At 70.5% G+C, this 22974-nt stretch carries 20 protein-coding genes; 12 read left to right on the forward strand and 8 right to left on the reverse strand.

Annotated elements, in window-relative coordinates:
• Positions 1-78: 78 nt before the first annotated feature.
• From AC1MEY_RS14760 to AC1MEY_RS14770, 3 genes are all read left to right on the forward strand, one after another.
• Positions 79-1866: an ABC transporter ATP-binding protein gene (locus tag AC1MEY_RS14760; protein ID WP_480231497.1), complete on the forward strand. Its 1788-nt coding sequence runs from the start codon at positions 79-81 to the stop codon at positions 1864-1866.
• Positions 1863-3755: an ABC transporter ATP-binding protein gene (locus AC1MEY_RS14765; protein WP_480226249.1), complete on the forward strand. Its 1893-nt coding sequence runs from the start codon at positions 1863-1865 to the stop codon at positions 3753-3755. Before AC1MEY_RS14760 ends, AC1MEY_RS14765 begins: the two co-directional genes overlap by 4 nt.
• Positions 3756-3839: 84 nt before the next feature.
• Positions 3840-6065 (forward strand): molybdopterin-containing oxidoreductase family protein, encoded by a 2226-nt coding sequence (locus tag AC1MEY_RS14770; protein ID WP_480226250.1) that lies wholly within the window; start codon positions 3840-3842, stop codon positions 6063-6065.
• Between the two features lie 90 nt (positions 6066-6155).
• Here AC1MEY_RS14770 and AC1MEY_RS14775 read toward each other — a convergent pair whose 3' ends face one another.
• Together AC1MEY_RS14775 and AC1MEY_RS14780 are read right to left on the reverse strand one after the other, a co-directional pair.
• Complete coding sequence (locus AC1MEY_RS14775; RefSeq protein ID WP_480226251.1) at positions 6156-6710, reverse strand: hypothetical protein; 555 nt, start codon at positions 6708-6710, stop codon at positions 6156-6158.
• A 67-nt stretch (positions 6711-6777) separates the two neighbouring features.
• Positions 6778-6987 (reverse strand): hypothetical protein, encoded by a 210-nt coding sequence (locus AC1MEY_RS14780; RefSeq protein ID WP_480226252.1) that lies wholly within the window; start codon positions 6985-6987, stop codon positions 6778-6780.
• A gap of 142 nt (positions 6988-7129) precedes the next feature.
• Between AC1MEY_RS14780 and AC1MEY_RS14785 the strand changes: the two genes are divergently transcribed.
• Genes AC1MEY_RS14785 through AC1MEY_RS14800 form a run of 4 tightly spaced genes read left to right on the forward strand, consistent with a single transcriptional unit; the run spans position 7130 to position 12034 of the window.
• A complete protein-coding gene (locus AC1MEY_RS14785) occupies positions 7130-8050 on the forward strand; it encodes an AIM24 family protein (RefSeq protein WP_480226253.1) in 921 nt (306 codons plus the stop codon).
• Between the two features lie 3 nt (positions 8051-8053).
• Complete coding sequence (locus tag AC1MEY_RS14790) at positions 8054-9619, forward strand: class I adenylate-forming enzyme family protein (protein ID WP_480226254.1); 1566 nt, start codon at positions 8054-8056, stop codon at positions 9617-9619.
• Between the two features lie 49 nt (positions 9620-9668).
• Positions 9669-9869, forward strand: coding sequence for a copper ion binding protein (locus AC1MEY_RS14795; RefSeq protein ID WP_480226255.1), 201 nt, complete (start codon positions 9669-9671; stop codon positions 9867-9869).
• Positions 9866-12034 carry a heavy metal translocating P-type ATPase gene (locus tag AC1MEY_RS14800; RefSeq protein WP_480226256.1) on the forward strand — a complete coding sequence of 723 codons (2169 nt, stop codon included), beginning with the start codon at positions 9866-9868 and terminating at the stop codon, positions 12032-12034. Before AC1MEY_RS14795 ends, AC1MEY_RS14800 begins: the two co-directional genes overlap by 4 nt.
• 3 nt (positions 12035-12037) lie before the next feature.
• Here AC1MEY_RS14800 and AC1MEY_RS14805 read toward each other — a convergent pair whose 3' ends face one another.
• The 4 genes from AC1MEY_RS14805 to AC1MEY_RS14820 form a co-directional block, all read right to left on the reverse strand.
• The gene (locus tag AC1MEY_RS14805) at positions 12038-12646 is read right to left on the reverse strand and encodes a GIY-YIG nuclease family protein (RefSeq protein ID WP_480226257.1); all 609 of its coding nucleotides are present in this window, start codon (positions 12644-12646) and stop codon (positions 12038-12040) included.
• A 130-nt stretch (positions 12647-12776) separates the two neighbouring features.
• Positions 12777-13910, reverse strand: coding sequence for an adenylate cyclase regulatory domain-containing protein (locus AC1MEY_RS14810; protein WP_480226258.1), 1134 nt, complete (start codon positions 13908-13910; stop codon positions 12777-12779).
• A 4-nt stretch (positions 13911-13914) separates the two neighbouring features.
• A complete protein-coding gene (locus tag AC1MEY_RS14815; RefSeq protein WP_480226259.1) occupies positions 13915-15201 on the reverse strand; it encodes a GAF domain-containing protein in 1287 nt (428 codons plus the stop codon).
• 34 nt (positions 15202-15235) lie between these two features.
• Positions 15236-16285 carry a 2,3-butanediol dehydrogenase gene (locus AC1MEY_RS14820; protein WP_480226260.1) on the reverse strand — a complete coding sequence of 350 codons (1050 nt, stop codon included), beginning with the start codon at positions 16283-16285 and terminating at the stop codon, positions 15236-15238.
• A 95-nt stretch (positions 16286-16380) separates the two neighbouring features.
• Between AC1MEY_RS14820 and AC1MEY_RS14825 the strand changes: the two genes are divergently transcribed.
• Positions 16381-18198, forward strand: a complete 1818-nt coding sequence (locus AC1MEY_RS14825; RefSeq protein ID WP_480226261.1) for an NAD(P)-binding domain-containing protein — start codon at positions 16381-16383, stop codon at positions 18196-18198.
• Between the two features lie 59 nt (positions 18199-18257).
• On the opposite strand, the gene AC1MEY_RS14830 is transcribed toward AC1MEY_RS14825, so the two are convergent.
• On the reverse strand, positions 18258-18524 hold the full coding sequence (locus AC1MEY_RS14830; RefSeq protein WP_480226262.1) for a ribosomal protein L7/L12: 267 nt from the start codon (positions 18522-18524) through the stop codon (positions 18258-18260).
• Positions 18525-18556: 32 nt separating this feature from the next.
• On the opposite strand from AC1MEY_RS14830, the gene AC1MEY_RS14835 reads away from it, so the two are divergent.
• From AC1MEY_RS14835 to AC1MEY_RS14850, 4 genes are all read left to right on the forward strand, one after another.
• Entirely contained in the window at positions 18557-19048 is a 492-nt protein-coding gene (locus AC1MEY_RS14835; protein ID WP_480226263.1) for a DNA-deoxyinosine glycosylase, read from the forward strand.
• A gap of 59 nt (positions 19049-19107) precedes the next feature.
• Complete coding sequence (locus AC1MEY_RS14840) at positions 19108-20061, forward strand: alpha/beta hydrolase (protein WP_480226264.1); 954 nt, start codon at positions 19108-19110, stop codon at positions 20059-20061.
• A 118-nt stretch (positions 20062-20179) separates the two neighbouring features.
• Complete coding sequence (locus tag AC1MEY_RS14845; protein ID WP_480226265.1) at positions 20180-21133, forward strand: hypothetical protein; 954 nt, start codon at positions 20180-20182, stop codon at positions 21131-21133.
• Positions 21134-21166: 33 nt separating this feature from the next.
• Complete coding sequence (locus AC1MEY_RS14850) at positions 21167-21592, forward strand: HIT family protein (RefSeq protein WP_480226266.1); 426 nt, start codon at positions 21167-21169, stop codon at positions 21590-21592.
• Positions 21593-22508: 916 nt separating this feature from the next.
• Here AC1MEY_RS14850 and AC1MEY_RS14855 read toward each other — a convergent pair.
• Positions 22509-22964 carry a cupin domain-containing protein gene (locus AC1MEY_RS14855; RefSeq protein WP_480226267.1) on the reverse strand — a complete coding sequence of 152 codons (456 nt, stop codon included), beginning with the start codon at positions 22962-22964 and terminating at the stop codon, positions 22509-22511.
• Positions 22965-22974 lie beyond the last annotated feature (10 nt).

Below are 22974 nucleotides of genomic sequence, written 5' to 3' on the forward strand. Positions count from 1 at the left end.
TGACCTGCGTGTTTCGGCGATTCTCGCGCGCGTCGGCCGATCATGATCCCGCCCGGATCGGTGTGCGACAGTTACGAGATGCTCTGGGCGCTGCTCGCGCGGTACGTACGGCCGTACCGCGGTCTGCTGGCCGTCGTGGCGCTGCTGCAGGTGGTCAGCACGCTCGCGTCGCTGTACCTGCCGACCATCAACGCCGCGATCATCGACGACGGCGTGGCACGCGGCGACACCGGCGTGATCGTCGAACTCGGCGTCCTCATGCTCGGCATCACCGCGCTGCAGGTGCTGTGCGCGGTGGGCGCCGTCTTCTACGGCTCCCGCGCGGGCATGGGATTCGGCCGCGACCTGAGGTCGGCCATGTTCCACCACGTGACCGGACTGTCGGCCGAGGAGACGTCGCGCTTCGGGACGGCATCGCTGCTCACCCGCACCACCAACGACGTCCAGCAGATCCAGGTGCTGGTGCAGATGACGGCCACGATGCTGATCACCGCGCCCATCATGAGCATCGGCGGCATCGCGATGGCGGTCCACCTCGACGCCGGGCTGTCGTGGCTGCTGCTGGTCAGCGTGCCGCTGCTGACCGTGACCAACTACCTCATCGTCAAGCGGCTGCTGCCGCTGTTCCGGGCGATGCAGGGTCTGATCGACGGCATCAACCGCGTTCTGCGCGAACAGCTCTCCGGCATCCGGGTGGTCCGCGCCTTTGCCCGCGAACCCGACGAGACCAGGCGCTTCGCCGCGGCCAGCCAGTCGCTGTCGGACACCGCGCTCGGCGTCGGCAGGTTGCAGGCACTGATGCTGCCGGTCACCACGCTCGTCATCAACGTCTCCAGCGTCGCGCTCATCTGGTTCGGCGGCATGCGCATCGACGCCGGCCAGATGCAGGTGGGCGCGCTGATCGCGTTCCTGTCCTACTTCATGCAGATCCTGATGGCCGTGCTGCTGGTGACGGTCGTGCTCGTCATCCTGCCGCGCGCCGCGGTGTGCGCCGAGCGGATCACCGAGGTGCTGTCGACCGACGCGGCGATCGGCGTCCCCGAACAGCCGCGCCATCCGGAGCGGGCGACGGGTGAGATCGTGCTCGATGGGGTGACGTTCAGCCACCCCGGCGCCGACCGCCCGGTGGTGCGCGACGTCTCGTTCACCGCGCGACCGGGGACGACGACGGCGATCGTGGGCTCGACCGGGGCGGGCAAGTCGACGTTGGTGTCGCTGATCTGCCGCCTCTACGACGTCACGGCGGGCTCCGTAAGCGTGAACGGCGTCGACGTCCGTGAGCAGGACCCGGAGCGGCTGTGGTCGGAGATCGGACTGGTCCCGCAGCGCGGCTACCTGTTCACCGGCACCGTGGCCGACAACCTGCGCTACGGCAAGGCCGACGCCACCGAGGACGAGATGTGGGCGGCACTGCGGGTGGCCGCCGCGGACGACTTCGTCTCGGCCCACCCCGACCGGCTCGAGATGAAGGTGGCCCAGGGCGGCATCAACTTCTCCGGTGGCCAGCGCCAACGGCTCGCCATCGCCCGCGCCGTCATCCGCAGGCCCGCCGTGTACCTGTTCGACGACTCGTTCTCCGCGCTCGACGTGCGCACCGACGCGAGGGTGCGCGCGGCGTTGCGCGACGCCGCCGCCGGGGCCACCGTCGTCGTGGTGTCGCAACGCATCTCGACGGTGTCCGAGGCCGACCAGATCGTGGTCGTCGACGACGGCGCGATCGTCGGGATCGGCACGCACGGGTCGCTGCTCGCCAACTGCGCGATCTACGCCGAGTTCGCCGACTCCCAGTCGGTCGGAGCCGCCCCGGCGGGCACATCGAAGCACGGAGCCGCCCCGGCGGGCACGCGGGAAGCGGGTCCCCGATGACCCGGCCGATGCGCGCGATGCTCGAGTTGCCGCCCGAACGCACCAGGGACTTCAGGGGTTCGGCGCTGCGGCTGGTGAAGCGGCTGACCCCGCAGCGTGGGCTGACCGCGGCGGTGCTGCTGCTCGGGATCGGTGGCATCGCCATCGGCGTGATCGGACCACGCATCCTCGGGCATGCGACGGATCTGCTGTTCAACGGCGTCATCGGTCGCGAACTGCCCGCCGGCCTGACCAAGGAGCAGGCCGTCGAGGCGGCCCGCGCGCGCGGCGACGGCACCTTCGCCGACCTGCTCTCCGGGATGAACGTGGTTCCGGGCGCCGGCGTCGACTTCGACGCGATCGGCCGCACCCTGCTGTTGGCGCTCGGCCTCTATCTGATCGCGGCGCTGCTGATCTGGCTGCAGGCCCGGCTGCTCAACGTGACGGTGCAGCGGACCATGGTGACGCTGCGCGCCGACGTCGAGGCCAAGGTGCACCGACTTCCGCTGTCCTACTTCGACACCCGGCAGCGCGGTGAGGTGCTCAGCCGCGTGACCAACGACGTCGACAACATCCAGTCGTCGCTGTCGCTGACCATCAGCCAGCTGCTGACGTCGGTCTTGACGGTGGTCGCCGTGCTGGCCATGATGCTGACCATCTCGCCGCTGCTGACCGGGATCACGGTGCTCGTCGTGCCGCTGTCCCTGTGGGCGACCCGCGCGATCACCCGCCGGTCGCAGCGGCTGTTCGTCGCGCAGTGGCGCAACACCGGTCGGCTCAACGCCCACATCGAGGAGACCTACAGCGGCTTCACGGTGGTCAAGACGTTCGGGCACCGCGAGCAGGCGCAGGAGCGGTTCCGCGACCTCAACGCCGACGTGTACCAGTCCAGCCTGGGCGCCCAGTTCCTGTCCGGCCTGGTGTCGCCGGTGACGACGTTCATCGGCAACATCAGCTACGTGGCGGTGGCAGTGGTCGGCGGCCTGCAGGTCGCGACGGGCCAGATCACGCTCGGCGGCATCCAGGCGTTCATCCAGTACGTCCGCCAGTTCAACCAGCCGCTCACGCAGGTCGCGGCGATGTACAACACCCTGCAGTCCGGAATCGCCAGCGCCGAACGCGTCTTCGACCTCCTCGACGCCGACGAGCAGTCACCCGATCCGCAGCTGCCGGTACGGGTGCCCGACCGGTCGGCCGGACGGGTGGAGTTCGAGCACGTCGACTTCGCCTACCGGCCCGACACCCCCGTCATCTCCGACCTGTCGTTCGTGGCGGAGCCGGGCAGCACCGTCGCGATCGTCGGCCCCACCGGCGCGGGCAAGACGACCCTGGTCAACCTGCTGATGCGGTTCTACGAGGTCGACGCCGGACGCATCCTCGTCGACGGCGTCGACATCACCACGATGAGCCGCCGCGACGTCCGGTCCCGGATCGGCATGGTGCTGCAGGACACCTGGCTGTTCGGCGGCACCATCTACGACAACATCGCGTTCGGCAGACCGGACGCCTCGGAGGACGAGGTGGTGGCCGCCGCCACCGCCGCCCACGTCGACCGGTTCGTGCACACCCTGCCCGCCGGCTACCAGACCGTGGTGAACGACGACGGCGGCAACGTCAGCGCGGGCGAGAAGCAGTTGATCACCATCGCGCGCGCATTCCTGGCCCGCCCGCACCTGCTGATCCTCGACGAGGCGACCAGCTCCGTGGACACCCGCACCGAACTGCTCATCGCACAGGCCACCGCCGAGTTGCGGCGCGACCGGACCAGTTTCATCATCGCCCACCGGTTGTCGACCATCCGCGACGCCGACGCCATCCTGGTCATGGAGGCCGGCCGGATCGTGGAGAGCGGCACCCACGAGGAGCTGCTGGCCCGCCACGGCGAGTACTGGGAGATGACCCGGGCCTGACCGCGTCACGAGCCGGACGATCAAGCGCTCTGCTCAATGCCAATCACCCGTGCAGCCCGCGGCCGCTCGGGCAGGATGCGGTCCATGAGCATCGCGCCCATCGAATCCGCGGGTGACGCCCGGTCGACGGCGACGCCCGACGCGGCCACTCGCACCGTGCACACCTTCTGCCGGTACTGCCTCGCGTCGTGCGGCATCGAGGTGACCGTCGCCGGCAACCGCGTCACCAAGATCGGCCCCGACAAGCAGAACCCGCACAGCTGGCACGACTTCTGCGCCAAGGGCCGCACCGCGAACCAGCTCGTCGAACACCCCCGCCGCATCCTCGCCCCGATGCGCCGGGTCGGCGACGGCTACGTCGAGGCCACGTGGGACGAGGCGCTGGCCGACATCGCCGGCCGGATGAACGCACTGATCGACGACGGCGGGCCGGACTCGATCGGCGTGTACTACGGCAACCCGGCCGGCTTCTCGTCGTCGAACATCATCTTCATGAACGGGTGGCTCGACGCCATCGGCACCAAGAGCCGGTACTTCGTGGGATCGGTCGACCAGAACGCCATGCACGTGGTGTCCGAGGCGATGTACGGCTCCCAGCTGATGTCGCCGGTCTCCGACGTCGACCACTGCGACTACTTCCTGCTGGTGGGCACCAATCCGGCCGTCAGCGCCTGGAACTGGCTGGAGACGGTGCCGGGCGGCTGGCGGCGCGCGCTCGAGCGGCAGCAGGCCGGCGCGACCATCGTGGTGGTGGATCCGGTGGCCACCGAGTCCGCTCGCAAGGCCGACGTCCACGTCGCGGTCCGGCCGGGCCAGGACTGGGCGCTGCTGCTGGCGATGGTGAAGGTGATCCTCGACGAGGGCCTCGAACACCGCGGGGACTGCGCCGATCTCGCCACCGGCGTCGACGACCTGCGGACGCTGGTCGCCGACGCCGACCTCGACGACCTCGCGGCGCGCTGCGAGGTGGCCCGCAGCCAGATCGAGGACGTGGCACGGGGATTCGCCCGGGCGCGGGCGGCGATGGTGGTCACCCGCACCGGGGTGTCGCTGCACGAGGCCGGCACCGTCGCGGAGTGGCTGGGCCACGTGCTGAACGTGATCACCGGGCGGATGGACCGGCCCGGCGGCCGGCGGTTCGAGCGGGGCTACGTCGACGCGCTGCGGATGTTCGAACTCGCGAAGGTCGAACCGCACTTCAGCCGGCTGCGCGGCCGCGACATGATCGCCGGCGCGCACGCCCTCGCGGAACTGCCCGACGAGATCACCATGCCCGGCCGCGGACAGGTCAGGGCGCTGGTGATCAACAGCGGGAACCCCGTCGTCTCCGGACCCGACGGCGCGAAACTCGATGCGGCGCTGGAAACGCTCGACCTGCTGGTGGCCGTCGACTTCGTGCAGCGGGAGAGCCACCGGCACGCCCACTGGCTGCTGCCCGCGGTGCACTGGCTGGAGCGCAACGACCTGCCCGCGTTCACCAGCAGCATGCACGACGAACCGTTCGTGCAGTACGGCGTCAAGGCCGTCGAGCCCCCACCGGGTGCGCGCGAGGAGTGGCGCATCTGGGTGGACCTCGCCATGGCGATGCGTCGGCCGCTGTTCGGGGCCAGGGGCGTCAACGGCTTCATCGGCGCCACCCGCCGGGCGGCGAGGCTCACCCGTCGCCCGAACGTGGAGTTCAGCCCGCACTGGATCAACCGGCTGCTGGTCGCCACCAGCCGAAAGGTCAACGGCCGCAGGCTCAGATGGCGCGACGTCGTCGGCCACCCGCACGGCATGGTGCTGGGGCCGCGCGAGTACGGGCACTTCCGCGAGGCGCTGCGGACCGACGACAAGCGCGTGCACGCCGCGCCGCCCGAGTTCGTCGCCCGGACCCGTGAGCTGTTGGCCACGTCGAGCCCCGCTGCGCCCGAGGGCCTTCCGTTCCAGCTGGGCAACCGGCGCCACCGGCACTCGATGAACTCGTGGCTCAACGAGCTGCCCGGGCTGCACCCGTCCGGGCGGACCAACGAGGTGCTGATCCACCCCGACGACGCGGCCCCGCTGGGCATCGCCGACGGCGACCGCGTCCGGGTGTTCTCGACGGTCGGGTCGATCGAGCTGACTGCCGCCCTGTCCCCGCGGCTGCGCCGGGGCCTGGTGGTGGTCGACCACGGGTGGGGTTCGCGGATCTTCGACCCGCGGGGCGGCGGCGAGCCGCTGTCCTACGGCGTCAACCGCAACCTGCTGGTCGACGGCGAGGGGATGGACCCGCTCTCGCAGACCTCGACGCTGAGCGCGACGTACGTGGGCCTCGAGCGGCTGGCATGAGGCGCCGAACGCACGCTTGTTGACGGCCCCTCTCGGGGAATGCGTTCATCAAGCGTGCGCTCGGCGGGGTGTGGCTAGAGCGGGGTGTTGCTAGAGCGCGGGGCCCTCGGCGCGCAGGTCGTCGACGGTCGACATCGCCTCGCGCAACTTGCCGAGCCACTCGTCGGCGTGCTCGCCGACCAGCCGGACCGACCACGCCAGGGCGTCGGACCGCGACCGCGCCACGCCCGCGTCGACGAGCGTGTCGAGCACTTGGCGCTCGGGCTGGCGCAGCCGGGTCATCACCGGGACGGCGACGTGGGTGAAGAGGATCCGCTCGGCGTCGTCGCCCGCGCCGATCTCGACACCCCAGGCCACCTTGCGGTCGTAGCGCGCCTCGGCCTCGTCGGCGATCCGCATGCGCTCGGACCGCGTCTCCTCGCGGAACCGGGCCGCACGCCCGGACGTCCGGGCCTCGCTCGGATCGCCGTCGGGTTCGGGGAGACGGCCGATCACGGTGATCTCCTCGCGGTCGACGACGACGGTGGGGTCGCCGACGAACCAGCCGTCGGGCAGACGCCCGGCGATCCAGTCGGGTGCGGTGCTCGCGTCGGGCTGCTGGGACTGCTGCCAGCCGCCGGAGCGGCCCTTGTGATGTGCTCTCATGATTACATGATTACACCGTTACGGACGTAGGAGGGCGAGCTTCGCCACGGGCGAACGGGCGAGCGGATCAGCGCTGCTTGAGACCCTTGTAGACGGCGGTACCGGCGCCCAGGGCGAGGACGACGAACAGCAGCGCCGCCCACCCGGGACCGGCCAGCAGCCACACGACTCCCACCACGGCCAGCGCCGGTGTCGCCATGAACAGCACCATGCCCGGATGCTGCTTGACGACGGCGAGTGCGCCCCGCGCGCGGGCGGGGTCGATTTCCTTGGACATGCAGTTCAGCATGCCAGTTCGGGCCGACCGGCCGACGAATCGACGGGCCGTCGGGCAGCGTCGATCGCCCTGATGGTCACCCGGTTGCCCTAGGGTCCGATGCAGAGACCCGACACATTCGATCGATCGCGAGGAGTGACCGGTGACTGGACCCGGAGCAGGTAGCTGGCAACCCGACCCCGAAGGCCGTTTCGACTACCGCTGGTTCGACGGCCGCCAGTGGACCGACCAGGTGTCCCACCAGGGGCGCTCGTACGTGGCACCCCTCGGCGGCGGAGCACCGCAGCAGCAGGGACCGCCGCAGTACGAGCAGTCGTCGCAGACCGCCCAGGCTCAGGTCCAGGACCACGGCCAGGCGCAGACGCACGGGCAGGCGCAGCCGATGGGTGACGGGTTCTCCGGCATCACCGGCGATCTCGTCGACGGCCGCTTCAGCGAGAAGGAAGCGAAGACCATCGCCAACCAGAACGCCAAGCTGCTGCGCGTGCGGCTGGGCGAACCGTTCATGGCGCGGCAGGGGTCGATGGTCGCCTACCAGGGCAACGTCGACTTCTCCTTCGAAGGTGGCGGCGCGGGCAAGTTCCTGAAGAAGGCGCTCACCGGCGAGGGCCTGCCGCTGATGCGGTGCCAGGGCCAGGGCGACGTGTTCCTCGCCGAACGCGCCTACGACGTCCACCTGCTGAACCTCACCGACGCGGGCCTGTCGATCAGCGGCAAGAACGTGCTGGCCTTCTCGGCCAACCTCGACTGGAACATCGAACGCGTCAAGGGCGGCAGCATCGCCACCGGCGGTCTGTTCAACACGACGCTGCGGGGCACCGGCTGGGTGGCGCTGACCACCGACGGCCCGCCCGTGGTGCTCGACGCCGGCGAGGCGCCGACGTTCGCCGACACCAACGCCGTCGTCGCGTGGTCGGCCAACCTCCAGACGCAACTCAAGACGAGCTTCAAGGCGGGCGCACTGATCGGCCGCGGATCCGGTGAGGCACTGCAGGTGTCGTTCCACGGCCAGGGCTTCGTGATCGTCCAGCCGTCGGAGGGCATCCAGATCCCGGTGCAGTAGCGGGTGGCCCCCACCATCTGGAGCGGCGACGTCCGGGCCGGCACCTTCGCCGGGCACGACGGCCTGCTCTACGCCCACGGTCCGTCGACGTTCGACGACCTGATCGACGGTACGACGCCGTGGACCGACCGCACCTTCCTGGTGCACGGTGACCGACGGATCTCCTTCGCGGGCTTCCGGGACGCCGCCGCGGCGGCACGGCCGCTGCTGGCCTCGCTCGGGGTGGGCGTCGGGGATCGCGTCATGGTGTTCGGCTACAACTCGCCGGAGTGGATCGTCGCGCTGTGGGCGACGTGGCTGTCCGGCGCGGTCCCGGTGCTGGCCAACCGGTGGTGGAGCGCCGCCGAGATCGACCACGCGGTCGAGGTGCTCGCGCCCGCCCACGTCCTGACCGACACCGCCCTGGTGATCGACGCGCCGTCCAGCCCGCTCGACGACCTTCGGGTGGCGTTCGACGCGCCGCCCGGCGACGTCGCGCCCACCCCCGCGACCGACGCCGACGCCACGGCGCTGGTGCTGTTCACCTCCGGCAGTTCGGGCATGCCCAAGGCCGTCGAACTGTCCCGGCGCGCGGTGATCGCCAATCAGCACAACATCCTGGCTCGCAACCGCCGCTTCCCCCACCTGCTCGACGACGACTCGCCGCAGGCGGTGAGCCTCGCGACAACGCCGATGTTCCACGTCGGGGGTCTGTCCAGCCTGCTCACCCACCTCCTCACCGGCGGCAAGATCGTCATGACCGAGGGCAAGTTCGACGCCGGCCGCATCCTGGAGCTGATCGAACGGGAGGGCATCCAGATCTGGGGCGCCGTGCCGACGATGGCGGTCCGGCTGCTGGCCCATCCCGACTTCGCGTCCCGCGACCTGAGCAGCCTGAAGTCGTGGCCGCTGGGCGGCGCACCGGTCACCACCGACCTGCTCGACCGCATCCGGGAGAAGCTGCCGAACCTGCGCACCCGCGGGCTCAGCAACACGTGGGGCATGACCGAGGCGGGCGGCTTCCTGACCGCCGCCGACTCCCGTGACCTCGCCTCAGAGCCGGGCACGGTCGGGCGTCCCTACGGCGTGGTCGAGCTGCGGATCGCCGATCCGGACGCGGCGGGCGTCGGCGAGGTGCTCGCACGCTCCCCCACCGTGATGAACGGCTACGCCGGACTGCCCGACGACGACACCGTCGACGACGAGGGATGGCTGCACACCGGCGATCTCGGGCACCTGTCCGGCGACGGCTACCTGTTCATCGACGGCAGGGCCAAGGACGTCGTGATCCGGGGTGGCGAGAACATCGCATGTCCGCACGTCGAGGCGGCCATCGCCACCCATCCCGACGTCGTGGAGGTCGCGGCCCTCGGCGTCCCGCATCCCGACCTCGGCGAGGAACTGGTGGCGGTGGTGGTGCACCGCGCCGACCGACCGGCGCCGACGGCCGAGGGTTTGGCGTCGCACGTCACGGGCACGCTCTCCTACTTCGCGGTGCCGACGCGCTGGGAGATCCGGACCGAGCCGCTGCCCACGCTCGCCGGCGAGAACGTGGACAAGAAGACGCTGGCGCGCGCATTCGGCACCTGACCCGACGGACGCTCCTACCCATACCCCCTATGGGTATACACTCGGACTCATGAGCTTGGATCTGGAAGTGCAGGGCATGAGCTGCGCGCACTGCGTCGCCGCGATCACCTCCGCCGTGTCGGCGCTGCCCGGCGTCGCGGACGTCCACGTCGACCTCGCCGCGGGCGCCGTCCGCGTCGACGGCGACCCCGACCGCGTGGCCGTCACCGCCGCGATCGAGGACGCCGGATACGACGTCGCAGCGGCATGAGCGTCACGCACGAGGCCCCCGGTGAACTGACCGCCGTCACCCTCGACGTCGGCGGCATGACGTGCGCGTCGTGTGCCGCTCGAATCGAGAAGCGGCTCAACCGGATCGACGGCGTCCACGCCACCGTGAACTTCGCCACCGAGCAGGCCACCGTCGAGTTCCCCGGCTCGGTGACGCCCGACGACCTGGTGGCCGCCGTCGAGGCGACCGGCTACACCGCGACGCTGCCGACGGCCGACTCCGCGGAGTCCGGCGACGAGTCCTACCTGCCCCGACTGATCGTGGCGGCGGCGCTGAGCGTGCCGGTCCTGCTGCTGTCGATGGTCTCGGCGCTGCAGTTCGGCGGCTGGGCGTGGGTGGCGTTCGCGCTGACGACACCGGTCGTGGCGTGGGCGGCGTACCCCTTCCACCGCGCGACGTGGGCGAACCTGCGCCACGGCGCCGCCACCATGGACACCTTGATCTCCGTCGGCGTGCTGGCCGCGTACCTGTGGTCGACGTGGGAGTTGGTGGCCACCGCCGTCCGCGGCGGTCACCAGCCGCACCTCTATCTCGAGGTCGCCGCGATCGTCACGACGTTCGTGCTGGCCGGCCGGTACGTGGAGGCGCGCGCCAAGCGACAGTCGGGCGCCGCGCTGCGGGCACTGCTCGACATGGGCGCCAAGGACGTCGCGGTGATCCGCGACGGCGTCGAGACGCGGATCCCGGTGAGCGCGCTGGCGGTCGGTGACGAGTTCGTCGTGCGTCCCGGCGAGAAGATCGCCACCGACGGCGTCGTGCTGAGCGGCGCGTCGGCCGTCGACGCGGCGATGCTCACCGGCGAGTCGGTTCCCGTGGAGGTCGGCCCCGGCGACGACGTCGTGGGCGCCACCGTCAACGTGGCCGGGCTGCTGCGCATCCGGGCCACCCGCGTGGGGTCCGACACCCGGCTCGCCCAGATGGCCCGTCTCGTCGCCGACGCGCAGAGCGGCAAGGCCGAGGTCCAGCGGCTCGCCGATCGGGTGTCCGCGGTGTTCGTCCCCGTGGTCATCGCGCTGTCGGCCCTGACGCTCGTCGGCTGGCTCGTCGCGGGCGGCTCGGCGACGGCGGCGTTCACCGCGGCCGTCGCCGTGCTGATCATCGCGTGCCCCTGCGCGCTGGGTCTGGCGACGCCGACGGCGCTGCTGGTCGGCACCGGCCGCGGCGCCCAGCTCGGCATCCTGATCAAGGGCCCGGAGGTGCTGGAGTCCACCCGCCGCGTCGACACCGTCGTGCTGGACAAGACCGGCACGGTCACCACCGGACGCATGACGGTGGTCGACGTCCACCCCGCCGACCGCGAACTCCTCGCCCTCGCAGGCGGTCTCGAGGCCGGCTCCGAGCATCCGATCGCCCAGGCCATCGCCGAGCACGCCGCCGAGGCGGGCCCGTTGCCCGCGGTGAGCGACTTCGTCAACCACGGCGGGCTGGGCGTCACCGGCACCGTCTCGGGCCGACGCGTCACGGCCGGCCGGCTGTCGTGGCTGCCCGGCGGGGCCGCCCCGGACGACTTGGCGCGGGTGGCGGACGACGCCGCGGGGCTCGGTCAGACACCCGTGTGGATCGCCGTCGACGACGAGGTGCGTGGGGTCATCGTGGTGTCCGACACCGTCAAGGAGTCTGCGGCGGAGGCGATCTCGGAGATGCGGGCGCTCGGGCTGCTGCCCGTCCTGCTGACCGGCGACAACGAGCGCGCGGCGCGCGCCGTCGCGGCCCAGGTCGGCATCGACGACGTCGTCGCCGAGGTGCTGCCCGCCGACAAGGTCGCCCACGTGAAGCGGCTGCAGGCCGACGGTCGCGTGGTCGCGATGGTCGGCGACGGCGTGAACGACGCGGCGGCTCTGGCTCAGGCCGATCTCGGGTTGGCGATGGGCACCGGCACCGACGTGGCGATCGAGGCGTCGGACCTGACGCTCGTCACGGGCGACCTGCGGGCCGCGCCCGATGCGATCCGCCTGTCGCGGGCCACACTGCGGACCATCAAGGGAAACCTGTTCTGGGCGTTCGCCTACAACGTCGCGGCGATACCGCTGGCGGCACTCGGCCTGCTGAACCCGATGATCGCCGGGGCCGCGATGGCGTTCTCTTCGGTGTTCGTCGTGACCAACAGCCTGCGCCTGCGCCGGTTCACGCCGACGCGGGGGTGAAGGTCACCACTCCTTGAGGATGCGCTGCTTGCCCGCGCGGGTGGCACCCTCTCGACGGATTCGCTTGAGTTCGGGGTGGAATGCGTTGCGCTCGTTGCCCCTCACGACGAGCGGAACGTCCAACGTGGCCATCAACTCCTTCTCGAGCAGCCACGGTTCGGGGTGCACCACCCACGACACCGACGTGTTCTCGTCCATCCACCTGGTGAGCACCGGCTCCCCGCCCGCGAACGTCATGCGATCGCCGGAGCCGATTCGCCGCAGCTCGATCTCGAGGTCGTCGGCGAGAAGGAGCCCGAGCGACTTGCGCAGAGTGGATCCGTCGGCATCGGCGCCACCACCGCCGAAGTGATAGCCGATGCGCTTCCGGAGGTTCTGCGGGGTACGGGGTCTCCCGTTCTCGGGCGGCGGCCCCTGGCTGATGCCCACGTACAGCAGCGTGAGGCCGTCGCGTTGCTCGCAGCCGGAGGTGTCGATCGAACCGGGGATCGTGCGGAACCACCACCCGTACGCACCCGGCTCCTCGGGCACGGGACTGGGATCGGCGAATACCTGCTCACGCGTAACCGGCTTGGCGGCAAGGAACTTGGCTACATCCGGCCGATTACTCATGACTGTTCCCGTCGTCCATCCACTTAGCTTAGGTCCATCCGTTCAGATAGCGGTCACGGCGAGGGTCACTCGCACGTCGTCGCCCTGAGCGCTATCTCGACGATCACGTGAACGGTTACCCCGCCGACGATCACGCGTCGGCCCGGCGGGCGCGGAACACCTTCACGTCGTCCTTGATGTTCTTGAGGTGCCGCGCCCCGGCGAACGACCACGCGAACCGCGGGTCCTCGCCGATCGCCTCGCGGGTGGCCTCCGCGACCAGGATGGCGCCGGGGCGCGCTGCCGTCGTCACCCGAGCCGCAAGGTTGACCGACCCGCCGAACCAGTCGCCGGCACGGCTGACGGCCAGCCCCGTCGCCAGCCCGGTACGCAGGCGGGGAAAGTCCTCGATCGCCTCGGTGGCCGTGGTCAGCGCCAGCATCGCGTCGAGCATCGCGGCCGGATCGGTGCTCACCAGCATCACCTCGTCGCCGATGCTCTTCACGTAGCGGACCGGTGGCTGGGCCACCTCGCGGGCCAGGTCGGTCAGCGTGTGCGCGAGCCGTTCCAGGTCCTCCGGCGGCACGACCTCGCCCAGCCGGGTGAATCCGACGAGGTCCGCGAAGGCGATCGTCACCTCGCGCGCACCCGGCAGCGGCAGCCCCTCGGCGCGCTCGCCCGCGTTCACCGCCTCGGTCTCCATCAGGTGCAGCAGCTGCAGCCGCAGCATGTCCCCGATCATCGGACCCAGCAGCGGCGCGACCTTCACCATCAGCGCCTCGGACCGCTGCGCGACGTCCAATTCGCTGGCGCCGGGTGCGCTCACCGCGGCGAGCGCCGCATACCGCATCACGTCGGCCGCGCGGGCCAGACCCTCGGTGAGCACCTGCACCACCAGGACGAGTTGATCCGGGCTGAACCCCAGCTCGACGAACTCCTGCACGTAGCCGGCCGCCTCGCCGTCGACGCGCATGTGGATCTTGGCGTTCGGGTCCTCCGCGCGCGCCAGACCGCTGGCCCGCTGTACCCGCGCGAGCAGTTCGAGGTCGACACCGGTCTGCTCGCTGATGTCCCGCGCCGACAGCAGGTGGCCGTCGTCGCCGAGGATGCGGCGCGACGCCAGCAGCATCGGCTGGTAGGCATCGCGGATCTGGTCGAGGCGAACACCCCGCTGCAGCAGCCACGGGATGAGTTCGGCGCGCTGTTCGCGGGCGGCGCCCTCGAGCCCGTCGAGCAGTCCGGACGCCTCGACGTCGAAGGACTCGATGTCGAAGTCAGCCGTCACGGAGTCAACGTATACCGCGGGCGGCCCTGATGGCTGGAGCCGTCGACGCCGGTAGCAACGTCGTCGCGTCGTCGGGATACACGACGTCGACGACGGCGGTCTCGGGGAAGCGGTACGGCTTGCCGAGCACCAGCCCCACGTACTGCCTGCGCAGTCGCGACATCTCCGCGCGGACCGTCACCACCCGCGAGCGGTCGCCGTAGAGGTCGGCCGCCAACTCGGGCGCGGAGCGGCCCTGGCGGTGCGTCGCGAGCACGTGCAGGATCTCGGCGTGCCGCGGCGAGATGTCGCGCCGCCAGGTGCCGAACCCGCCGATGACGTCGAGAGTCGGCGCGGCGCCGTCGCGTAGGTCGAGCGTCACCCGTGACTGCGCGGGACCGCCGGCATCCTCCTCGGCCAGTCGCACCAGCCAACCGCCGGGCAGCGACTCGACGTCGCACGCGCCGAGCGACGGGATCCACGTCCGGCCGGGAACGCCGTCGTCGGGCAGCATGATCCGGCTGTGCGGGGGCAGCGAGTCGACCGCCGCCACCCAGCCGTGCTGGTCGACGGCGAGCGCGGGGCGGCCCACCCTGGCCAGGATCGGGGCGGCGACGGTGCGCAACCTGTTGAGCGTGCGGTCGTGCGCCTCGCGCAGCTGCGATTCCGCGAGCCGGGCGACGAGGTCGACCAGCGCGACGGTCGTCGGGTGCACGGTGGCCGCGGGTCCCGAGACGTCGACGATGCCGACGACCTGCCCGGTGCGCGGGTCCTTGATCGGTGCGCCGGCACACGTCCAGGCGTGGTGGCTGCGCAGGAAGTGCTCGGCCGAGAAGACCTGCACCGCCCGGTGCGACGCCAGCGCGGTGCCGATCGCGTTGGTGCCGACGGCGCTCTCGCTCCACTGCGCACCCTCGACGAAGCCGAGCCGGTCGGCGTTGCTCAGCACTCGCGGCGCCCCGTAGCGCCACAGCACCCGGCCGCGGGCGTCGGCGACCACCAGGATGTTGTCGCCACCGTCGATGACGGAGTTCAGCCCGCGCGACACGTCGTCGAGCACCGAGAAGAGTCCGGAGGCGTGGCGCAGCGCGTCCAGTCCGCTGCTGTCCACGTTGGGCGGGCAGTGCCGGTCCGGATCGATCCCCTTGCCCAGCAGCCGCTTCCAGGAATCGGCGATCACGTCGCGCGGCCGGGCCGGCGCGCGGGTGCCCGCCATCGTGGCGTCGTAGACCTCCGACAGCAGCATCGCGTAGCTGCGCGGGTCGTCGCCCGCGGCCACGGCGGGTTCCGGCGTCACCGATGAGGAAGGCATCGCCCTCGATTGTGCGCCACGTCACACCGCCGTTTCACGCGACCCCCGGATCGACGAGGACCTTCATCTTCCGTCCGGCGTGGAGAGCCTCGAAGCCCTCCTCGATGACGTCGTCGATCGCGATCGGCGTCACCCATCCCGTCGTGTCGTAGACGCCGCGGGACATCAGGTCGATGACCGCCGCGAAGTCGGGTGCGGTGTAGCAGAGCGAACCCTGGATGCGCGATTCGTTCATCACCAGGTTGAGAAGCGGTGTGACGAGCGGCTTCTCGTAGATCGCGACGCTCACCATCGCCCGGCGCGCGCCCACGCACGCCAGCGCGGTCTCGACCGCGGGCGCGACACCCGCCGCGTCGTAGACCGCGTCGGCGCCGCGGCCGTCGGTGTGGTCGGCGATGAACGCCGGTACGTCGACAGCCGTGGGATCGAGCGTCCGCGCGCCGAGTGCCTCGATCGCCGCGCGCCGCGTCGCCGACGGCTCGACGACGAAGACGTCCTCGACCCCCTTGCCGCGCAGCGCGAACCACAGCCCGATGCCGATCGGTCCCGCACCGAACACCATCGCGGTGCCGTCGGTGTTCGGTTCCCCCAGCGTCGCCGCGTGATAGGCCACCGACATCGGCTCGACCAGCGCGCCCAGCTCGAGCGACACGTTGTCCGGCAGCCGGTGCAGCATGTCGGTCGGGACCACGGTGTACTCGGCCATGCCGCCGTCGGACATCAACCCGTGGAAGCCGATCTGGGCGCAGATGTTGTAGTTGCCCGCCCGGCACGCCGGGCAGTGCCCGCAGCGGTAGAGCGGCATGATCGCCACCCGGTCGCCCTCGGCCCAGTCGGTGACGCCCGACCCGATCGCGGTGATCGTGCCGGAGAATTCGTGTCCCATGGTCAGCGGCATCTGCTGACCGGTGAGCGGGTGCGGCTCGGTGGGCACGAAGATCGGGCCCGCGTAGTACTCGTGCAGGTCGGTGCCGCAGATTCCGTTGAACCCGACCTTCACCTTGACGGTGCCCGCCGTCGGTTCGGGTTCGGGCACGTCCGCGACCTCGAGCTTGTTCGGTCCGTAGTACACAGCTGCTCTCATGCCGTCGTTTCTATGTGACCTGGCGCACACGCGTAAGGGTTGCAGGGGGTTGCAGCCCTTGTGCCTGTTGGGCCCGAGGGTGTGTCCTGGCTCACATGACATCAACGCTCGAGACCACCACCGACCTCACGCCGCAGGAACGCGTCGACTCCTGGCTGCGCGACTTCGAACTGGCCCTGGCGTCGCGCGACGTTGAACGTGCCGCCGCCAAGTTCGCCCTCGACTCGTACTGGCGCGACCTGGTGTCGTTCACCTGGAACCTCAAGACCGTCGAGGGGCGCGACGCGATCGCGCACCTGCTCACCGAACGCGCGGCGCCCACCGACGCGACCAACTTCCGCACCCGCGAACCCGCGACCGACGACGGCGACGGCGTCACCTCCGCGTTCATCGAGTTCGACACCGCCGTCGGCCGCGGCACCGGACACCTGCGCCTCAAGGGCGACGAGGCGTGGACGTTCCTGACCGCGCTGCAGGAACTCACCGGTCACGAGGAGCGCAAGGGCGCGACCCGGGTGATGGGCGCCGTGCACGGCAGCGACGCCGACACCCGCTCCTGGGCCGAGAAGCGTGCCGCGGAAGACGCCGCACTCGGATACGCCGAGCAGCCCTACGTCGTCGTCGTGGGCGGCGGTCAGGGCGGCATCGCGCTGGGCGCGCGGCTGCGCCAGCTCGGGGTGCCCGCACTCGTCCTCGACCGCCAGGAGCGGCCGGGCGACCAGTGGCGCAACCGCTACAAGTCGCTGTGCCTGCACGATCCGGTCTGGTACGACCACCTGCCCTACCTGCCGTTCCCGCAGAACTGGCCGGTGTTCGCGCCGAAGGACAAGATCGGCGACTGGCTCGAGTTCTACACCCGGGTCATGGAGGTGCCGTACTGGTCGAAGACGTCGTGCCTGTCGGCGTCCTACGACGAGGCCGAGCAGCGCTGGACCGTCGAGGTGGACCGCGACGGCGAACGCGTCACCCTGCGCCCGGCCCAACTGGTGCTCGCGACGGGCATGTCCGGAAAGCCGCACGTGCCAACGCTTCCCGGCCAGGACGTGTTCCGCGGCGATCAGCACCACTCCAGCGCGCACCCCGGCCCGGACGGCTACGTGGGCAAGCGGGCCGTGGTGGTGGGCTCCAACAACTCCGCGCACGACATCTGCAAGGCGTTGGCGGAGAACGACGTCGACGTCACGATGGTGCAGCGGTCCTCCACGCACATCGTCAAGTCGGACTCGCTGATGGACCTCGGGCTCGGCGACCTCTACTCCGAGCGCGCGCTGGCCGCGGGCATGACCACCGAGAAGGCGGACCTGACGTTCGCGTCGCTGCCGTACCGCATCATGCACGAGTTCCAGATCCCGATCTACGACGCGATCCGCGAGCGCGACAAGGACTTCTACGATCGGCTCGCCGCGGCCGGCTTCGACCTGGACTGGGGTGACGACGGGTCGGGCCTGTTCATGAAGTACCTGCGCCGCGGGTCGGGCTACTACATCGACGTCGGCGCCTCGGACCTGATCGCCGACGGGACGATCAAGCTTGCGCACGGTCAGGTGGACCGCCTGACCGAGGACGCCGTGGTGCTCGCCGACGGCACGGTGCTGCCCGCCGACGTCGTCGTCTACGCCACCGGCTACGGCTCGATGAACGGCTGGGCCGCCGACCTCATCGGCCAGGACGTCGCCGACAAGGTCGGCAAGGTGTGGGGCCTGGGCTCGGGAACGACAAAGGACCCCGGCCCGTGGGAGGGCGAGCAGCGCAACATGTGTAAGCCCACCCAGCAGGAGAACCTGTGGTTCCACGGCGGCAACCTGCACCAGTCCCGGCACTACTCGCTGTACCTGGCGCTGCAGCTGAAGGCCCGCCGCGAGGGCATCCCGACACCCGTCTACGGGTTGCAGGAGGTCCATCACCTCAGCTGAGCCGATTAGTGCACGCGCAGCCGCGGTGAGCGCGGCTGCGCGTGCACTAATCGCAAGTCTCAGAGGCGGTCGACGGCGTCCTTCGCCTCCTTGAGGCCGATGCCGGTCTGCTCGCGCAGCAGCTTGATGGCCTCGAGCTTCTTGCCAGCGGCCACCAGCGCGCGCACGTCGGCGCTGACCCACCGATCGTGGAACTCCCCCACCGGCGTCGGCACCGTGCGGTCGATGCCGGCGTGGGAGAGTGCGCGTTCGAGCGCCACGACCCGCTGTTCGAGCGCGTCGACCCGGCGCCGAAGGTCGTCGTCGGAGCCACCGAAGAGTGCCATGCCCGACATCCTGACCCATTTATCCTCGTCACATGACCGAGTCGACGACGCCACTGCGCGAGGGGTTGCCGCCCGTCGTCGACGACGCCGCCCGGGTGCTCGTGCTCGGGTCGTTCCCCAGCGAGCAGTCGCTGACGCTCGGGCAGTACTACGCGAACCCCCGCAACCAGTTCTGGCGGCTGGTGGGCGAGGTGTTCGGCTTCGACGCCGCCGTGCCGTACGAGGCGCGCATCGCGGCCGCGCGAGGGCACGGCGTCGCGCTGTGGGACGTGCTGCACAGCTGTCGCCGGGCCGGCAGTCTCGACGCCCGGATCGATCGGAAGACGGCCCTGGTCAACGACATCGGAGCGCTGCTGGCCGACTACCCCGGCATCGACCGGATCGTGGTCAACGGGTCGGCCGCGATGGAGATGTTCGACCGGAACGTGCGGGTGGGCGTACCCGCCGTCCGCGTCCCGTCGAGCAGTCCGGCGGCGACCATGGCGTTCGGCGACAAGCTCGCGCAGTGGCGAGTGTTGGCCTGACAGCACGTCGGTAGTGCAGAGGGGTTCCGTCGACGGGCCTCGGCGAGTAGAACGGATTCATGACCAGCTTCGTCAAGAAACTGCTGGGCATCGGCCTGGCTTTCGTCGTCACGGCCGGACTCGTCGTCGTCACGAGTCCGGCACCTGCGCAGGCGTTCTCGCGTCCAGGTCTTCCGGTGGAGTACCTCGACGTGCCATCGGCGGCGATGGGCCGCAACGTCCGCGTCGAGTTTCAGGGCGGCGGCTCGAACGCCGTGTACCTGCTCGACGGCCTCCGGGCGCGCGACGACCTCAGCGGCTGGGACATCGAGACCCCCGCGTTCGAGTGGTTCCTCGACTCGGGGCTGTCGGTCGTGATGCCGGTCGGCGGCATGTCCAGCTTCTACGTGGACTGGTACCAGCCTGCGGTGGGCAACGGCACCACCCAGACCTACCGGTGGGAGACGTTCCTGACCCAGGAACTGCCCGCCTGGCTGGCCGAGAACAAGGGCATCTCGCGAACCGGCAACGCCGTCGTCGGCCTTTCGATGAGCGGTTCCACCGCACTGAACCTGGCCACCTACTACCCCGACCAGTTCCGCTACGCCGCATCGCTGTCGGGCTTCCTGCACCTATCCGACGGGTTCTGGCCGACGCTCGTCGGGTTGGCGATGAACGACGCGGGCGGGTTCAAGGCCGACGCCATGTGGGGGCCGCGGACCGATCCGGCGTGGGCGCGCAACGATCCGACCGTCAACGTCGCGAAGCTGGTGGCGACCGGCGCCCGCATCTGGGTGTACTGCGGCAGCGGCACGCCCAGCGATCTGCCCGGTGCGGTGGCCGGCCTCCCGCAGCAATTCCTCGAGAGCTTCACCCTCGGGTCGAATCGCGACTACCAGAACGCCTACGTCGCCGCGGGTGGCAGCAACGGCACGTTCAACTTCCCGCCCGACGGCACCCACTCGTGGCCGTACTGGGGTCAGCAGTTGCAGCAGATGCTGCCCGACATTCAAAGCACGCTCGGGGCGCGCTGACGCCGGTTCGCCTTGGGGCAATGCTGAGAGACTTCTCAGTGAGCGCGTTTTGCTGGTACAAATGTCACCAGGGCGCGCCGTTGGCAAAGACATGGCGCGCGACGGTGGGAGGCCGACCATGTCGATGGCAGTGCAGTTCGACCAGCCCGTGGGGACCGCGGCGCAGCGGGCCAGACTGTACGGCGGGGCCATCAACGTGGTCGCGCCGTCTGCGACGTCGGTCGCCTTCGCCATGTTCGCCCGGGAGCTGATCGACGACGCGTTCGGCGGACTCGACCCGGAGGTCGCGCAGTTCGCCATGCCCGTCGAGCGGTATGCGGCAGTCCTGGGCTCGCTCAAACCGACGTTCATCCACCACCCACGTTCGAAGCGGTTCCTTCGCGAATTGCTGATCGAGCGGGGCTGCGATCCCGCCACCACGTACTTCGACGTCCCTCGACTGCGGTCGTCGACCAGCGACGGATACCTCGTGACCGGCATCGCCTACGCCTGGCATCCGCACCGCGACACGTGGTACTCGGCCCCACTCGCGCAGCTCAACTACTGGATGCCGGTGTACGACGTCTGCGAGGACAACGCCATGGCGTTCCATCCCGAGTACTTCGACCGCGCTGTGCCCAACGACTCGGCGGTCTACAACTACTACCAGTGGAATGCGAAGCATCGCGCGGTCGCCGCGGCCAACGTGACCGGCGAGAGCCGGCCGCTGCCAGGACCGAGCGAGCCCGTCGACCTCTCGTCGTCGACGGTGTTCGTCCCGCCGGTCGGCGGTCTGCTGCAGTTCTCCGGGCACCAGTTGCACTCGAGTGTGCCCAATACCAGTGGGAGGACTCGCTTCTCGATCGACTTCAGGACAGTCGACGTCGAGGACGTTCGCGCCGGCCGCGGCGCGCGCAACGTCGACGGCCGGTGCACGGGATCGTCGATCCGTGACTTCCGTTCGGTGGCCGACCTCTCTCCCATCCCCGACGACGTGGTGGCGATGTTCGACGACGGCACGGAGACCTCCGGCGACCTGGTCTACGTCCCGCCGGCTGCGACCGCACCGGTGGGCGTGCTCGCGGCGGGCTAGGGGCGGCTCGGTGGTGGTCGCTACGGTGGCGGGATGTCATGTGTGTTCTGCGCCATCGTCTCCGGCGAGGCGCCCGCTATCCGGGTCTACGAGGACGACGACTACCTGGCGCTGCTGGACATCAGGCCCATCGTGCGCGGACATACGCTCGTCGTGCCCAAGCGTCACACCGTCGACCTGACGGACACGCCGCCGTCGACGCTCGCCGACATGGTGCGCATCGGACAGCGCATCGGGCGGGCGGCCCGGGCCTCGGAGCTGCGGGCCGACGGCAACAACATCGCCATCAACGACGGCAAGGCCGCGTTCCAGAGCGTGTTCCACATTCATCTGCACGTGGCGCCGCGCAAGACCGGTGACAAGCTGTCGTTCGCCAAGGGGCTGGTGGTCCGCCGCGACCCCGACCGCGAGACCACCGGCCGCATCCTGCGCGAGGCGTTGGCCGGCCTGCCGGACTGACCGGTCCCCGTCGTGTGGCGCCGGCCGCGAACGTGCGGTGGTGACGGCGAATCGGTCGATTTCACACCATGGACGCACGCTCGGCAGGGGCTTGGTTTCGGGGGCGAGGCGAGGAACGTTCGCGCGTGCCCGCCTCTGAGCGACAAGTCGCGACAATTGGGTGGTGCGGTGCGGTGCGGCGCGGCGCGGCGCGGTGCGGTGCGGGCAGTGGCTGGCGGCGGCGGCGCCCCCGCCCGACTGACCGGTCCCAGTCGTGGGGCGCGAACGTGCGGTGGTGGCGGCGAATCGGTCGATTTCCCGCCATGGACGCACGCTCGACGGGGGCTTTGGTTCGGGTCCTGGCGAGGAACGTTCGCGCGTGCCCGCCTCTGAGCGACAAGTCGCGACAATTGGGTGGCGGGGTGCGGGGCGGCGACACGGTGCGCAGGGTGGCGGCGGTGCCGGATTAAGGCGGCGGCAGATGTATGGCTGCGGGTCGATGGCGGCTCCGGCCGAATGACGGCGGCGCGGCTTCGGGCTCGCTGGGCCTCCACAAACGGGGCATCCCGACGGATTGTCGCGAGTTGTCGCTCAGAGGCGGGCACTTCGGGACACGTCGCCGGGCAGGACAGGGCGGCGGGGTGCGGGGCGGCGACGCGGTGCGCAAGGTGGCGGCGGCGTCGGTGGCAGCAGCGAAGGAACCGCGGGGCGAACGGCGCCGGGGCGTGGTGGCGACGGCTTTGGGCTCGCGGGGCGAACGCCAGCGGGGCAAACGCCCGCGAAGTGACCACTTGTCGCGAGTTGTCGCTCAGAGGCGGGCACTTCGGGACACGTCGGCGGCGGCCCCCACCCGAGTGTGAATCTGACGACGGATATCCGCCGCGTGCGGCGTCGTCAGATTCACACTCGAGAGCGCTCGAGGACCTCGAGGAGCGCCCTAGAGGTCCAGCGGCGCGTTGGCCGAGTCGAGGTGCTCGACGGTGGTGAACACCAGCTCGGTGTCGCCGGCGTTCTCGATGTCGTGCAGCAGAAACTCGCCCTCGGCGAAGGTGAAGTGCCGCGTCTCCCCCGCCGAATACGACACCTCGCGGGTCGTGCCATCGGCGGTGTGCTGACGGCTGGTCCCCGCGACGACCGCGGTCCAGAAGTAGTCCAGCACGTGACGGTGAGCGTGGAAGCGGTCACCGGGGGCGAGACGGATCTCCCACACCCGCACCCGCTCGTTCTGGCTGAGCAGCCGCGAGCCGACGTGCCCGTCGTGGGCGTGCGAGTCGAACTCGGCCCGCAACTCGTCGGTCCAGCCGTCGAAGTCGGTGCCGACGAGGGCGCCGGCGAGCGGGGCGTCGGTGAGGAACTCGGGCGAGCCAAGCGACGGGGAGGTGTTCTGTGTCATGCGGGGTCTC

Source organism: Mycobacterium sp. PTI7 (assembly GCF_056679845.1).

Bases quoted from the DNA above. Each gene is read 5' to 3' on its own strand.
- AC1MEY_RS14760 (WP_480231497.1), top strand. From the start codon at position 79: ATGCTCTGGGCGCTGCTCGCGCGGTACGTACGGCCGTACCGCGGTCTG.
- AC1MEY_RS14765 (WP_480226249.1), top strand. From the start codon at position 1,863: ATGACCCGGCCGATGCGCGCGATGCTCGAGTTGCCGCCCGAACGCACC.
- AC1MEY_RS14770 (WP_480226250.1), top strand. From the start codon at position 3,840: ATGAGCATCGCGCCCATCGAATCCGCGGGTGACGCCCGGTCGACGGCG.
- AC1MEY_RS14775 (WP_480226251.1), bottom strand. From the start codon at position 6,710: ATGAGAGCACATCACAAGGGCCGCTCCGGCGGCTGGCAGCAGTCCCAG.
- AC1MEY_RS14780 (WP_480226252.1), bottom strand. From the start codon at position 6,987: ATGTCCAAGGAAATCGACCCCGCCCGCGCGCGGGGCGCACTCGCCGTC.
- AC1MEY_RS14795 (WP_480226255.1), top strand. From the start codon at position 9,669: ATGAGCTTGGATCTGGAAGTGCAGGGCATGAGCTGCGCGCACTGCGTC.
- AC1MEY_RS14800 (WP_480226256.1), top strand. From the start codon at position 9,866: ATGAGCGTCACGCACGAGGCCCCCGGTGAACTGACCGCCGTCACCCTC.
- AC1MEY_RS14805 (WP_480226257.1), bottom strand. From the start codon at position 12,646: ATGAGTAATCGGCCGGATGTAGCCAAGTTCCTTGCCGCCAAGCCGGTT.
- AC1MEY_RS14815 (WP_480226259.1), bottom strand. From the start codon at position 15,201: ATGCCTTCCTCATCGGTGACGCCGGAACCCGCCGTGGCCGCGGGCGAC.
- AC1MEY_RS14820 (WP_480226260.1), bottom strand. From the start codon at position 16,285: ATGAGAGCAGCTGTGTACTACGGACCGAACAAGCTCGAGGTCGCGGAC.
- AC1MEY_RS14825 (WP_480226261.1), top strand. From the start codon at position 16,381: ATGACATCAACGCTCGAGACCACCACCGACCTCACGCCGCAGGAACGC.
- AC1MEY_RS14830 (WP_480226262.1), bottom strand. From the start codon at position 18,524: ATGGCACTCTTCGGTGGCTCCGACGACGACCTTCGGCGCCGGGTCGAC.
- AC1MEY_RS14835 (WP_480226263.1), top strand. From the start codon at position 18,557: ATGACCGAGTCGACGACGCCACTGCGCGAGGGGTTGCCGCCCGTCGTC.
- AC1MEY_RS14840 (WP_480226264.1), top strand. From the start codon at position 19,108: ATGACCAGCTTCGTCAAGAAACTGCTGGGCATCGGCCTGGCTTTCGTC.
- AC1MEY_RS14845 (WP_480226265.1), top strand. From the start codon at position 20,180: ATGTCGATGGCAGTGCAGTTCGACCAGCCCGTGGGGACCGCGGCGCAG.
- AC1MEY_RS14850 (WP_480226266.1), top strand. From the start codon at position 21,167: ATGTCATGTGTGTTCTGCGCCATCGTCTCCGGCGAGGCGCCCGCTATC.
- AC1MEY_RS14855 (WP_480226267.1), bottom strand. From the start codon at position 22,964: ATGACACAGAACACCTCCCCGTCGCTTGGCTCGCCCGAGTTCCTCACC.